The following is a 12,892-nucleotide window of genomic DNA, read 5'->3' as shown; positions in this document are numbered from 1 at the left end:
GTTCTAAAGTTGGGGAGCCGACACTGGCATATGCCGTTAAAGACACGAACAAGGAAACTATAACTTACGAGAACAACCTGATTCGCCCTTCTGAAGGTAAAGCTCTGGGTGAAAAAGGGTTTCGCCATTACATGACAGGTTTTACAGGAGGCGCAGGATTAACTTACCCTATAGGAAGCAGAGCCCTTTCTCTTGAATTAAGGTACGAACGCAACAATGGTATATCCCAGCTACTGTTATTGAATTCGAATATCAACAATTTTAACCTGATGCTAAGTTTCGGTTTTTAAACTTTTACCCTTTATTTAGCTTAGCAGACGACTAGCTACACAAAAGAGGCAGGAGCAACGGTAAAGCTCCTGCCTCCTATGTTAAATCTACTTATATAAATATAGATAATATGGATTCCATCTTAATCTTCATCCCGATCTCCTCTTCTTAGCTCTTCTACCGAGCGCATAACCTTATCTTTCAGGCTGATCTTATATTTCTCCAGCTTATCGGCTATAGCTGCGTTGGTTGTTCCTAAAATCTGTGCCGCCAGTATGCCTGCGTTCTGTGCCCCGTTTAAAGCAACTGTAGCTACAGGTATACCTCCCGGCATCTGCAGAATAGACAACACTGAATCCCAGCCATCAATGGAATTACTTGATTTTACGGGCACACCAATAACAGGCAATGTAGTTAAGGAAGCAACCATTCCTGGTAAATGTGCAGCCCCACCGGCACCAGCAATAATTGCTTTAAGCCCTCTTTTACGGGCACTTTCGGCATAATCGATCATCCGGTGCGGCGTGCGGTGTGCCGATACAATAGTTAATTCAAAAGAAACACCCAAGTGTTCAAGAATCTCAGCCGCCGCGTCCATTACTTTCAGATCAGACTGGCTACCCATAATAATGCCTACCAAAGGTTGTGTGTTAGTTGTTTCTTCAGCCATTATAATGCTTTTACTTTAATTACATTTTTAACAGATTCTGCTCGCTGCTGCGCCTGCTCCAGGCTCTCGCCAAGCACTGTAACGTGCCCCATTTTGCGGGCAGGGCGGGTAAACTTTTTGCCGTACAGGTGAATGTATACTCCCGGCACAGCTAAAGCATCCTGCAGGCCATCGTAAGCAGCCTCTCCGTCATGTCCAGGTTCACCTAACAGATTAAGCATAACCGCTGCACTTTGTATGTCCGTAGCACCCAAAGGCAGGTTCATAATGGCACGCAGGTGCTGCTCATATTGTGAAGTAAAATTAGCTTTAATAGTGTGGTGCCCACTGTTATGAGGGCGTGGCGCCACCTCATTTACTAATATCTGTCCGTCTTTAGTCAGAAACATTTCTACAGCCAGGATACCGACCATCTCAAAAGAAGAAATAACACGCATAGCTATTTCTTTGGCTTGCTGCTGTAAGACTTCAGAAACGTTGGCAGGTGCGAAAAGCGAATCTACTAAGTTATGTTCCGGGTGAAAGCTCAGTTCCACCATCGGAAAGGCAGACACCTCGCCCTTGGCATTGCGGGCTACAATCACAGAAATCTCCTTCTCAAAATCAACCAGCTTTTCCAGTACTGATGGCTCTTCAAAAGCTTTGCCCAGGTCAGCTTCGCTAGCTAAGCGCGTTACGCCACGTCCGTCATAACCTTCTCGGCGCAGTTTCTGGAAAGCTGGCAGAAAGCTTAGATTCTCCTGCAACTCTTGCTTATCTTTCAGTATCCTGAAATCGGCGGTAGGAATGTTATGCTGCTTGTAAAATTCTTTCTGCAGTCCTTTGTCCTGAATAGTGCGTACGGTTTTGGCATCAGGATAAACCTTTACGCCTTCCTCTTCCAGTTTTTCGAGTGCATCAGCATTTACGTGCTCAATCTCAATGGTTAAAATATGGCAGTTCCTGCCAAACTCATACACAGTGTCAAAATCACGGAAGTTACCTACATAAAACTCATTGCACAAGTCCTTACACGGTGCATTCTCGTCCGGATCTAATATTAAGGTGTAGAGGTTAAAATCAAGCCCAGCCTGAAGCAGCATACGGCCTAATTGCCCGCCACCCAGAATACCTAGCTTTACTTCTCCTTTCATATTTTATAGGTATTAAATTTTCTTTACCCAAAAATAAGGATTATAATTAACCTCACAGCCCCTGCTGTAGTATTATATGGTTTAGCAGCTAATGCTTTGTTTTATATTCTATATAAGCTATATTTAGAAATACACTTTTCCCAGCCTAAATGGAAATCATACTTGCCACGCTTTCAGCTTTATTTTCTGTTGTTAATCCTTTCGGCGCTATGCCTGTGTTTCTTACCCTTACACAGGACGATACCCCTGCCCAAAGAAACCAACAAGCCCTGAAGGCCTGCCTGTACATGGTGGGTATTCTCGCTGTTTTCTTTCTGGCAGGGCAGTATGTTCTTAACTTTTTTGGAATCAGGATACATGACCTGAGAATTGCCGGAGGGCTAATGATTATGCGCGCTGGTTTTGAACTGCTAACCCCCGGAGGAAGCAAGAAAAAAATAGCACCGGATGTGGTTGAAGAAGGGCAACAGAAAGAAGATGTTTCCTTTACACCACTTGCCATGCCCATGCTCTCAGGGCCTGGCGCCATTGCAGTAAGTATCGGCTTGTTTACGACATCCCTCTCCTATTTCGATATGATCTTAATTCTGATAGGTATTATATTACTGGCGGCGGTATCTTATATTATTTTACGCTTCTCTTATCAGTTAACACGCTTTATGGGTAAGTCAGGGCTGGCTGCACTATCTCGTATTATGGGCTTTATAGTGCTTTCCATTGGGGTAAACTTTATTGTGTCTGCCCTAACGGCATTATTTTTTACTGAGAATCAGCCGTAACAACCTGAAGGTTTCGAAATTAAAGGCATAATATTCTGTGGCTTTAAGAGGCTTAACCATTTTTCAGGTTACCGAGAGCGACACTCAATTGTTCGGTTCCAGTGCCAAACGCTACGGCTACCCTGCAAAAAAATCAAATCTATTCATCCTCAGATTTTCAAATCTAAAATTCCTATCTTTGCGCCATGCAACTGAAGAATGATTTGCTTATAAGAGCTGCAAAGGGTGAGGCTGTTGAACGCACTCCTGTTTGGCTCATGCGCCAGGCTGGCCGCATTTTACCGGAGTACAGAGCTGTACGTGAAAGCCTGAGCGGTTTTAAAGAACTAGTGGAAACACCAGAACTGGCAGCAGAGGTAACTATACAACCTGTAGACATACTTGGTGTGGACGCTGCCATTATTTTCTCTGATATATTAGTGGTACCGGAAGCAATGGGCTGCACCTATGAAATGGTGGAAAAGCGCGGCCCGCTGTTTCCTAAAACTATCCGCACAGAGCAGGATATGAAAAGCTTGCGTATAGCTGACCCGCATGAACACCTGCACTATGTGTTAGATGCCATTAAAGTAACCAAGAAAGCATTAAACGGACGAGTACCTCTTATTGGTTTTGCCGGTGCTCCCTGGACAATATTGGCCTATATGGTTGAAGGCAGTGGCTCTAAAACGTTCTCGCATGCACGTGGAATGTTGTACACTAATCCTAAGCTGGCACATCAGTTGCTCCGCATGATTACTGATACCACCATCGCTTACCTGCAGGCACAGGTAGAAGCAGGCGCAAACCTGATTCAGGTATTTGACTCCTGGGCTGGAATACTATCGCCTGCACAATACCGCCTGTTTTCCTTGCCATATATCAACGAGATTTGTAATGCCATCAATAGTGTACCTGTTACGGTGTTTGCCAAAGGTGCGTTCTTTGCCCTGGAAGATTTTGCTACGCTGAACTGCGAAACCATAGGACTGGACTGGAATATGGAAATAAAAACTGCGCGGCAGCAGGTTGGACCAAATAAAACACTACAGGGCAATATGGACCCATGTCTGCTTTACAGCTCTTTTGATACCATACAACACGAAACTATTAAAATGCTGAAGGAGTTTGGGCCACAACGCCATATTGCGAATCTTGGCCACGGTGTTTACCCTGATACTGACCCGGAAAAAGTAAAATGCTTTATTCAAACTGTAAAAGAATACGGCGCTACTATTAATAGTTAGTTGTTTAACAACGAGCATAAAAAGAGAGGCTTCTTCTAAGTATTTAGAAGAAGCCTCTCTTTTTTATTGCTAAACTTTAACAGGCTTCTAATGCCGATCATCAACAGGATTATCCTACTACCAAGTGCGTTTCCGGATACTTATAATTTGTAGTAGTTGCCCTTGTACTAAGCGCCAGAGCAAGTGTAATAGTTCCTACCCTGCCGATATACATAGACAAGATAATAACACACTTACCAACATCTGATAAACCTGCCGTAATACCTGTACTAAGCCCAACAGTGGCAAAAGCAGATACCTGTTCAAAAGCAAGCCGCATAATATCAAACTGAGCATCAGAGATAGACAGAATAAAGATAAAAAGGATGTTGATCATGGCTGCAAACGTAAACACTGAAAAGGCTTTGTAAGCCACTGAGTGTGGTATAGTCCGGTGCCCTATTTCCATAAATCGTTTTCCCCGTATAGTTGTCAGCACAGCCAGAAGAATAACAGTAAAGGTTGTGGTTTTAATACCACCACCCGTTGAGCCTGGGGAAGCACCAATAAACATCAGGAAAATAAATAACATGAGCGTCGGCACAGTAAGTGCCGACATATCGACTGTATTAAAGCCTGCTGTACGGGTAGTTACAGATTGAAAGAACGACGTTACCAGCGCCTCTGCAAAATTAAGGTGCGACAACGTGTTGAAGTACTCCAGCAGGAAAAAAACTACCATACCCAATAGAATAAGGGCTGCTGAAGTATAAATGGTAATCCGGGAAAGCATTTTCCAGTTCCTCCACGGAGCACGCAAACGCATACGCATTGATCTTGGCGACAGCACATCTACAATAGTCGGAAACCCTATACCCCCCAAAATAATTAGTACCGTAATTACAATGTGAAGCAGGTAAGACACTCTGATTGGTTGAGTATATAAACCTTCCGGATACAAAGAGAAACCCGCGTTACAAAACGCAGAAATAGCATGAAAGATAGAAAAGTAGATCTTGTTTCCAAGGTTCTCGAACTCAGCCTCTGGTCCCCAGTTAAAGAAAATAAACACGGCACCTATCGACTCAATAGATAATGTCAGGAAAATCAGATTCCGCATCAGGTTCTTGGCACTGAACAACGATTCGCTGTCCAGTAACTCGTACATTGCCACGTGCTGCTTAATGCCTATACCTTGCCTCATAAGAGAAGCAAAGAAAGTAGTGAAGGTAAGTATACCTAAGCCTCCCATTTGTATAAGAATCAGCAATATGATCTGCCCGGCGAAAGTAAAATAAGTACCTGGGTCTACTACAGCCAGCCCGGTAACGCAGGAAGCGCTTGCTGCCATAAACAAGGCATCAATAAAGCGCATGCCTTCCGGGGCATTGGTCATTTTAGGAAGCATAAACAATCCGGCCCCCATCAGAATCAGCAATATAAAGCTCAGGATAAAGGTAGTGGAAGGCTGTAGTTTAACAGTTTTGAGGTACACCCTTGTCTCCACTAGTTCAATTATAAGCAGCACCAGCATGTACAACGACACAGCGACCCGGTACAGCTCCACAGAAAGCGGTATGCCCACACTTTCAAAGACATTATAAACGACAGGCACGCCAAATACATATGTGCCTAGCTGATTTATCAGAATAATGGACATAAATATGCCCTCTAACCAGGTGCGCCGCAGAAACTTGTCCCGCTCAAAAGCATAGAGTATCCGCAGCAAGTAAATGACAACAAATATCGCCAGGATAGCATCAATGGCATAGAAAAGAATACGCAATACAACCGGGCTTTCTACTACACCATGTGCATAAATCAGAAGCCCTATCGAGAGTAAAGTAAGTACATAAGTAGAGCGGCGCATAATAGTATACACCTGCATCTTACTATCGTATAAAAATCTATTGAGTGACTCTGTGTTCATGTTTGTCAAAAAGCTCAATTTGCTTCGCCTCCTCCAGCAGCTTTTGCTTGTTTACAGGAACAACGCCCACTTGCTCACACACTAATCCACCACCAAGGTTACTTAGCCCGGCAACAAAGGGCAAAGATGCTTTAAGGGCGATACATAACGCAGCAATACTTATGACAGTGTCTCCTGCTCCAGACACATCAGAAATAGACCTACGATGTGCTTCTATATAAGTTTTTTCGGCACCATCGGCTACAAAAACACCTCTTTCAGATAATGTTACAAGTACTTGGCTTGTATGTAATTGATGTTGCAGTTCTTCAACGGCCTCCTCAAAAGCCGGAAGGCTTTCATCAGCAAAGTCAAGCTTCAGCCCTTCTTTAAGCTCTTTCAGATTAGGTTTAAACAGCGTGCAACCTGTGTAACTAAGGAAATTTTTCTTTTTAGGATCAACAACAGATGGGATATTTTGCTCATTGGCCAGTTGCAGAAAACGCTGAATGTTTCTCTCTGAAAACAAGCCTTTATCGTAGTCCTCAAAAATAACGACATCAGCCTTTGCCAACAGCTTTAGGTAGCGCTCCTCCAGGTGACGCTCTTCGTGCTCTGCCAGGTTGTATTCTATCTCAGAATCTACACGCAGCAATTGCTGCGCACCAGCTATAATACGATGTTTGATAGTGGTAACGCGCTCCGGGCTTTGTACCATCCCCTCTACAGACAAGCCTTTCTCCTCCATTAACCGGAGCAGGTCGCCTCCATCTTTGTCATCGCCTATTACAGAGCAAAGTAGCGGAGTGGCTCCCATGGCCTGTACGTTCAATGCCACATTGGCAGCGCCTCCCATACGTATCTCCCGCTTCAGCACATTAACTATAGGTACAGGTGCCTCCGGCGATATGCGTGTCGACTTACCCCAGAGGTACGAGTCGATCATCACATCGCCGATAATAAGCACTTGCAAACTTTCGAAAGCAGAAAAAACGCTTTCTATACTTGAGAATTGATTCATTTAAATTATTGGAGCTTTTCCAGGCTGGATTTTATGCGGCGCAATGCTTCTGTGATTTTCTCGTCTGATGTAGCGAAAGAAAAACGAATACACTGTGGAGCACCAAAAGCTTCGCCGCTAACTCCTGCCACTAAGGCATCAGTAAGAATAAACAGGCTAAGGTCAGAAGCAGAGTTTATAGTTTGTCCATTGTAAGACTTTCCAAAGTAATAACTTACATCCGGAAAAACATAAAATGCTCCGGCCGGTACAGATGTTTTAAAACCAGGTATCTCACTGATCAGGTCCAGCACCAGGTTGCGGCGGCGCAGGTAAGCAGCAGACATCTCCAAGGCAGTTTCTTTGCCTCCTTCTAAAGCAGCTTTAGCAGCTTTCTGAGCGATTGAGTTTGTACCGGAGGTCATCTGGCTTTGCATTTTATCGCAGGCAGAGGCTATCTCTTTGTTAGCGGCAATGTAGCCAACACGCCAGCCCGTCATAGCATATCCTTTAGAAAAGCCATTAACCGTAATCACACGGTCTTTCATAAAATCGATGGCAGCCATGCTGGCATGTTTGCCGCCAAAGTTAATGTACTCATATATCTCATCTGCCATGACGTACACATTAGGGTACTTTTTCAGTACCTCTGCCAGCGCAAGCAGTTCTTCCTCATCAAGCACGGCCCCGGTAGGGTTAGATGGCGATGAGTACATGATAAGTTTAGTGTTGGAAGTAATAGCATCCTCCAGTTGCTGAGGTGTTACTTTATAGTCGTTTTCCAAGGAGCCCTGTACCTGTACCGGAACGCCTTCTGCCAATTTTACAATTTCCTCATAAGAAACCCAATAAGGAGAGAATATAACCACTTCATCGCCAGGGTTTACAAGGCAAAGCACCACGTTAGCGATGGACTGTTTCGCACCAGTAGAAACAACAATGTTGTCAATATTATAGTCCAGGTTATTATCCCGTTTCAGCTTATCGACAATTGCCTGGCGCAGGTCCGGGTAGCCTGGTACAGGCGTATAAAAAGTAAAACCATCATCAATTGCTTTCTTGGCTGCATCTTTTATGTATTGCGGCGTCTGAAAATCAGGCTCCCCAAAACTCATATTGATTACATCGTGGCCTTGCGCTGCCAACTCTCTGGCTTTTTTAGCCATAGCAATTGTCTGCGATTCCGACAGGGCAGAGATTCTGTCAGACAAAATGTTACTCACCTCTTTTACTTCAGACATGGTGCTTCTATTAATTTACCTTTCAAAGTTACTTATTATACAACATACTTCCAGCATTGAACCAATGCTTTTACTTTAAGTTGCTTAAACGGCAAATTGGGAATTTGTGGCAAAAGAGGAAAGGAAAACAGCAAGAATATAGGCAATACTAAAAAAAACTCTTACTAATTATCTAAGGATGATGAAGATCTAAAAACTATTATCATTCTTGAATACTAATTTACAACAGCATCATGAGCCAACTGAGGCAAGCCCTGAATAACATCAGGCTCGGACTATTGTTAAACACGTCCCTTTTTGCCAACAAAAAAGGACAGCCTTCAGACTGCCCCCTCTTCTAAATATTTTAAAGATTAGTTACACTTTTCCGTAAGCCGTACGCTCTACTATACTACGACCTAAGGTAATTTCATCAGTATACTCTAACTCACCTCCCACAGGTACACCACGCGCTATGGTTGTAATGCGTAAGTTCTGGTCACGGAGTTTACGGGTCAGGTAAAAGGCAGTGGTATCGCCTTCCATAGTTGGGCTAATGGCTAGTAATACCTCTTTTATCTCAGAGTTTGGCAGTCGCTCTAATAACGAGTCAATGTGCAGATCAGACGGGCCGATTCCTTCAATAGGAGAAATCACCCCTCCCAGCACATGGTACAACCCTTTGTATTGCGCCGTGTTCTCAATCGCTATTACATCGCGGATATCGCTTACTACACAGAGCAGGCTTTGCTCACGAAGCGGGTTTGCACAAATACTGCATATTTCAGTATCAGAGATATTATGGCACTGCTTACAATGTTTCACTTCGGTCCGCATCTTCACCAGCGACTCTGCCAGCGAGAACGTGTCCTCTGATTCTTCTTTTAATAAATGCAGCGCCAGCCTTAGTGCTGTTTTTCGTCCCACACCTGGCAGCTTGGCCAGTTCTTCTACAGCGTTTTCAATCAGCTTCGACGGAAAATTCATTAAGCCTCCTCTACTGTTATTGAATGTCTGCAGATAAATCCTTATCGTGCAGGGACGTGCACATACCCGACAGTTCTTCGAAAGAACCAACCTTTACAGTACATTTACCTTTATAATGGATAAGCCACGTACACTGCTCCGCTTGTTCCACCGAATGTCCGCACACTTTTATAAGCGTATTAATCACATGATCGAACGTATTAACGTCGTCGTTATATACTACAAGATTCCGTAGGTCTGTACTTTCTTCAAGTACCTCTACTTCTTCCTGGTGTAAAATTTCAGTATCCCAATTCATAATACAAAATTAAGAATTTATAAGCACATTCAGAAGGGTTTGCCTTAGTATAAAAAAACAGCAACTGAAGCTTCTTTCAGATATTCATAACAAAAAATACTGCTTTCAAATTCCGTTTTAATCACCTGTTCATATCTATTTCCAGCAGTTTCAGCTCTCTTTTCCGGAAGGCAGGATAAACATGCTTTTGCTATAACAGCACATCACTGTTAAAATACATTTTTATGATTCCCCTGTTAATTTCGCAGACATAATTCACATTTAAAGCTGCTTTTACACAATCACCCCTTTATTTTATATACCATTTATTTAAAAACCAGTAGATTCTCAATAAAATAAATTTTCTCAGACAGATTGATGAAAAGGCATAAAACAATTACTTTTGGGATACAGCATTAGCTAACGTAATGCTGAAACTTCTTTTTGCTGCTTTGATAGCGGGTTGTTTAATCTTTGATAAGCCCCAGATTTGACTAAAAAAGCAAGTGCCGCTCTGCAGCACCCGACAGGCAGAGCAGTAAACAGAAAAAAATTGTCGGACAGCAACAATGACTTAAAATATTGGCTTGCCCAGTCTCCTGAGGTTCGCCTTGCCGCCCTCGAGCAGCTACGCAGGCAGTATGACTTATTAGTAAAGATGGAGCTGACACAGGACTTTAAAGAATTTGTAAAATTGTTAAACACCTGCCATGCCGAATACATTATAGCAGGTGGCTATGCGGTGGCCCTATATGGTTACCCTCGCTATACAGGCGATATTGATATTTGGGTGAATCCCACTCCTGAAAATGCCGTTAATGTTCTTAATGCATTACAGAAGTTTGGCTGCGATGATACAGAAGTGAATTTAGAGGATTTGACAACTGCCGGTGTCGTTGTTCAACTAGGTTACCCGCCAAACCGTATAGACCTAGCCACAGGCCTGACGGGTGTTGATTTTGACTCTTGCTGGAAAAACAAAATAGAAATTCCTTATGGCGATACTATAGCTAACTTTATCAGCCTGAAAGACCTTAAACGAAACAAAAAAGCTACAGCTCGCCAACAAGACCTGCTGGACCTACAAAATCTACCGGATTAATATATGCCAGCCATTTCCCCGGCCTTTCGCCAAGCTGTACGTCAACTTTCTGATAAAGAAAAAGAGGCACTTATTTTAAAAGCAGCCCGCCGCGATGCAGAACTCTATGACATACTCTCTTTTGAACTATTAGAAGAGGTAACTTTGGAGGAGGTGCGGGAGCGTAGTGAAAATGTGATACATGAACTGCTGCTCAATGCCACTGGCCGCAGCCTGACAAAAGCAATCACCAAAGCATTACGTAAAGCCATTAAAGAAATTGCCCGTGCTAAACGCATAACCAAAGACGCTAAAACGGAAGTGGAACTGCACCTGTACACGCTTCGCCTTATTTTCAGCAACTACACCGGGCAGTTCGACAGCTATTATAAAGGCTTTTATACGGCCACGGCACGTCTGCTGTTAAGAACCATACACCTTATCCGTAAAAACCTGCACGAAGATTATCACCTGGAGTACAAAATAGAACTGGATGAGTTTCTGCGGCAAATCCACGGCAGAAAACATCCTCTTCCAGTAACTCTGCCAGAAGAGTTTGTCACAGATTAAGCAAAGCTCACTTCGTCAGTAAGGAAAGCCTCTTTGTCGAATAAACTATAATTGAGGCAATTGCCCTACCTGAATATCCTGCAACACGATTTCTGACACACTTTCCAGTTTGCCTGCCTCAAAGGCTTTATCGTAGCGCTCCAGCGGCAGAGATGTAGGAGCAGAGTAATCTATATAATCCTGAAAACGTATGCCTCCCTCTTCCCGTGCATTTACTGCCTTCCGAAAATAGCGCCCATTGTTGTCTTCCGCAATGGCATTGGCTACATATTCCAGCACATGCCGTCGTTTATGAAACCAACATACATATTCCCTATGTGCCTTACCTTCTCCTTCGGTAACAATACGCACTTTATAATATGGTTCTTCATTTACAAGAGCTTCTCCTAAATACTCTTTTTTAAGAGCAGCACTGCTCAGTCCATAAGGCAAAAGAACCAAATCTACTAACGCTTGTAGGTCAACACTGTACTCCTGCTCTTCCTTTTCAGACAGCTCCTGCTCTATGTCATTTATGGTTCTCGTAAACCCACTGTTGCGTAGCACATCGTGTACACGTTGCCCAACAGCATCTGTGGAAGTTCGGCTGTAAACAAAGGCATCATCGTGGCGTAGCAGCCGGTAAATGCTACTGCCCTGTCGAAATGTTATCACGCCCTGTTTATAGTTGTCTCCCCCATGAGCTGTAACAGCCTCTCCTATTATTTTGTGAGCATCAGGTTCTTTTTCCTGAGAACAAGCAACCAGAAAGGCAACAACAATTATTATCAGGTAGCTAAAGTTGTACTTTAAAATGGATACAAATGAAAACATGTGCCAGAAATTTGCACGAAAGTAGGCATTACTTTCAAAATATTTAACACAAATAAAAACGCTCTGTATCTGAAGCCAGACACAGAGCGTTTTTATTTGTGTTACTACCAGTTACTACTTCTGAGCAGTAAGGTCAAAAGAAACTGTAAACTCATCTTCGATAGCTTTATCGCCTAAGTTATCGAAGAAGCTGTTTGAGCCATACCGAACATCATATTTCGCACGGTCTACCGTTACATCAGCTTTAGCAGTAGCTACGTTATCATTAACAGAAACAGTAGCCGGGAAGCTTACCTTATTTGTTTTGTCTTTGATAGTGAGGTCGCCTTCTACGTTATAGTTTGGCTGTCCTGCAACGGCACCTTCAATAGGAGAAATGCTTGTGATAGTGAAAGTAGCTGTCGGATATTTCTCTACACCAAAGAAATCATCAGACTTCAGGTGGCCTACCAGTTTACCATTCTGCTCTTCATCCGTAATGTCAGTGTTTGTGATAGAGGCCATGTCAATAGTGAAAGTACCACCAGTTACTTCGCCATCAGCAACAGTCAGTTCACCACCTTGCATTTCAATGTTTCCAGAATGCTCTCCGGCTACTTTTTTACCATTCCAGGTTACCTCACTTTGGGCTGGCACTACATTGTAAACTTCTCCCTCGCCAGTAGCAGCACTAGCTTCAGTTGTTACTTCTTCTGTAGTAGCTTCGGCTGTGCTTTCGCCAGCGTTATTGTTACAAGCTGCGAATAAAAACGTTGCTGCAAATGAAGCCAGGATAGCTGTTCTTTTCATAATGATTTTTAAATTAATAGGTTAGTTGATTTTTATTTCTGTTTTATTTTCTGATTTTATCTAACAGGCTGTTTAATTGTTGCGCTTCCTTATCAGTCAGTTTAGCAATATCTGCAAAGTGCACAATTTCCTGTCTATCTATATCCTGAAGCAAATTTAGACCTTTGTCCGTTATCAGCACATCTACTG

Annotated in this window: 14 protein-coding genes; 5 read left to right on the top strand and 9 right to left on the bottom strand. The window is 43.2% G+C overall.

What is annotated here, in order from left to right; genetic code table 11:
* Positions 1 to 290: hypothetical protein (locus tag LN995_RS20995; RefSeq protein ID WP_229963060.1), on the top strand; the 290-nt coding region annotated here is incomplete at its 5' end.
* A 122-nt stretch (positions 291 to 412) separates the two neighbouring features.
* Here LN995_RS20995 and purE read toward each other — a convergent pair.
* Together purE and LN995_RS20985 are read right to left on the bottom strand one after the other, a co-directional pair.
* A complete protein-coding gene (gene purE / locus LN995_RS20990) occupies positions 413 to 940 on the bottom strand; it encodes a 5-(carboxyamino)imidazole ribonucleotide mutase (protein ID WP_229963059.1) in 528 nt (175 codons plus the stop codon).
* On the bottom strand, positions 940 to 2,073 hold the full coding sequence (locus LN995_RS20985; protein ID WP_229963058.1) for a 5-(carboxyamino)imidazole ribonucleotide synthase: 1,134 nt from the start codon (positions 2,071 to 2,073) through the stop codon (positions 940 to 942). The genes purE and LN995_RS20985 overlap by 1 nt, the downstream gene beginning before the upstream one ends.
* Positions 2,074 to 2,222: 149 nt before the next feature.
* Between LN995_RS20985 and LN995_RS20980 the strand changes: the two genes are divergently transcribed.
* Entirely contained in the window at positions 2,223 to 2,852 is a 630-nt protein-coding gene (locus tag LN995_RS20980) for a MarC family NAAT transporter (protein ID WP_229963057.1), read from the top strand.
* Between the two features lie 185 nt (positions 2,853 to 3,037).
* Positions 3,038 to 4,078 carry a uroporphyrinogen decarboxylase gene (gene hemE, locus LN995_RS20975; RefSeq protein ID WP_229963056.1) on the top strand — a complete coding sequence of 347 codons (1,041 nt, stop codon included), beginning with the start codon at positions 3,038 to 3,040 and terminating at the stop codon, positions 4,076 to 4,078.
* A 109-nt stretch (positions 4,079 to 4,187) separates the two neighbouring features.
* On the opposite strand, the gene LN995_RS20970 is transcribed toward hemE, so the two are convergent.
* The 5 genes from LN995_RS20970 to LN995_RS20950 form a co-directional block, all read right to left on the bottom strand.
* Positions 4,188 to 5,987 carry a TrkH family potassium uptake protein gene (locus tag LN995_RS20970; protein WP_229963055.1) on the bottom strand — a complete coding sequence of 600 codons (1,800 nt, stop codon included), beginning with the start codon at positions 5,985 to 5,987 and terminating at the stop codon, positions 4,188 to 4,190.
* Positions 5,965 to 6,987, bottom strand: coding sequence for a bifunctional heptose 7-phosphate kinase/heptose 1-phosphate adenyltransferase (locus LN995_RS20965; protein ID WP_229963054.1), 1,023 nt, complete (start codon positions 6,985 to 6,987; stop codon positions 5,965 to 5,967). The genes LN995_RS20970 and LN995_RS20965 overlap by 23 nt, the downstream gene beginning before the upstream one ends.
* Before the next feature lie 5 nt (positions 6,988 to 6,992).
* The gene (locus LN995_RS20960) at positions 6,993 to 8,207 is read right to left on the bottom strand and encodes a pyridoxal phosphate-dependent aminotransferase (protein WP_229963053.1); all 1,215 of its coding nucleotides are present in this window, start codon (positions 8,205 to 8,207) and stop codon (positions 6,993 to 6,995) included.
* 357 nt (positions 8,208 to 8,564) lie between these two features.
* Positions 8,565 to 9,173: a recombination mediator RecR gene (gene recR / locus LN995_RS20955; RefSeq protein WP_229963052.1), complete on the bottom strand. Its 609-nt coding sequence runs from the start codon at positions 9,171 to 9,173 to the stop codon at positions 8,565 to 8,567.
* 16 nt (positions 9,174 to 9,189) lie between these two features.
* The gene (locus tag LN995_RS20950; protein ID WP_229963051.1) at positions 9,190 to 9,471 is read right to left on the bottom strand and encodes an ATP-dependent Clp protease adaptor ClpS; all 282 of its coding nucleotides are present in this window, start codon (positions 9,469 to 9,471) and stop codon (positions 9,190 to 9,192) included.
* A 469-nt stretch (positions 9,472 to 9,940) separates the two neighbouring features.
* On the opposite strand from LN995_RS20950, the gene LN995_RS20945 reads away from it, so the two are divergent.
* The gene (locus LN995_RS20945; protein WP_229963050.1) at positions 9,941 to 10,552 is read left to right on the top strand and encodes a hypothetical protein; all 612 of its coding nucleotides are present in this window, start codon (positions 9,941 to 9,943) and stop codon (positions 10,550 to 10,552) included.
* Positions 10,553 to 10,555: 3 nt separating this feature from the next.
* A complete protein-coding gene (locus LN995_RS20940; RefSeq protein WP_229963049.1) occupies positions 10,556 to 11,101 on the top strand; it encodes a hypothetical protein in 546 nt (181 codons plus the stop codon).
* Positions 11,102 to 11,146: 45 nt separating this feature from the next.
* Here LN995_RS20940 and LN995_RS20935 read toward each other — a convergent pair whose 3' ends face one another.
* Positions 11,147 to 11,914 carry a DUF6503 family protein gene (locus LN995_RS20935; RefSeq protein ID WP_229963048.1) on the bottom strand — a complete coding sequence of 256 codons (768 nt, stop codon included), beginning with the start codon at positions 11,912 to 11,914 and terminating at the stop codon, positions 11,147 to 11,149.
* Between the two features lie 114 nt (positions 11,915 to 12,028).
* Positions 12,029 to 12,703: a YceI family protein gene (locus LN995_RS20930; RefSeq protein WP_229963047.1), complete on the bottom strand. Its 675-nt coding sequence runs from the start codon at positions 12,701 to 12,703 to the stop codon at positions 12,029 to 12,031.
* Positions 12,704 to 12,892: the final 189 nt, after the last annotated feature.

Origin of the sequence: Pontibacter silvestris (assembly GCF_020907275.1) — a bacterium.
GTDB classification, from domain to species: Bacteria; Bacteroidota; Bacteroidia; order Cytophagales; family Hymenobacteraceae; genus Pontibacter; species Pontibacter silvestris.
This window is presented reverse-complemented; position numbering and strand designations above follow the sequence as displayed.